We start from the raw sequence: 551 nt of genomic DNA, 5'->3' as shown, positions 1-551 counted from the left end.
CGCCACTTCTCCAGCCAGCATCCGGAGGCCGCCGTTCCTTCCGGTACTTCGAAGCGGGAGGCGTGGAGTACGCAGTACAGGAGTACGAACTCGCTGAAGAGTTCGCCGTCGAAGATGGCTTCGAGGTCGAAGTCGACGTAGGCGGGGGTGGCGAAGGAGGAGGAGTCGCGGAGCAGGCGCAGGTGGCGGCCGTTGGTGAGGACTGCCCAGAGGTGGGCGTCGGTGCGGTTGAGGCAGTCCTGGAGCATGGACTGGGCGGGGACCTGGCCGGGGGCGGGGCGTTTGTCGGGTTCCTGGTTCCAGGGGATGAGGTGGAGGAGGGCGGGGCCGTGGCGGTGGGAGACGGGGAAGCGCTTCTCGGGGTCGGAGTCGGCGGGGATGCCCGCGGGTCCGACCTCGGTCAGGGTGCCGTAGTCGAGTTTGCGGAAGAGCTGGGTGAGCCAGTCGGTGCCGGCGCGGCCGGTGGGGTCGGCGGCGGGGGCGCCGGTGGCCGGGTCGGCGGGCAGGGCGGTGCGCAGCTCGCGCCAGAGCGGCTTGAGGTATTCCCAGGC

1 pseudogene is annotated in these 551 nt (G+C 71.0%); it reads right to left on the bottom strand.

The annotated features are described in order from the left end of the window. A pseudogene (locus IF37_RS40395) lies at positions 1–551 on the bottom strand (SAM-dependent DNA methyltransferase); the annotation flags it as partial.

It is taken from the genome of Streptomyces sp. NRRL S-31 (assembly GCF_000718775.1).
GTDB lineage: Bacteria > Actinomycetota > Actinomycetes > Streptomycetales > Streptomycetaceae > Streptomyces.
The sequence above is the reverse complement of the archived record's forward strand: the minus strand, read 5'-3'. Positions and strand labels throughout refer to the sequence as shown.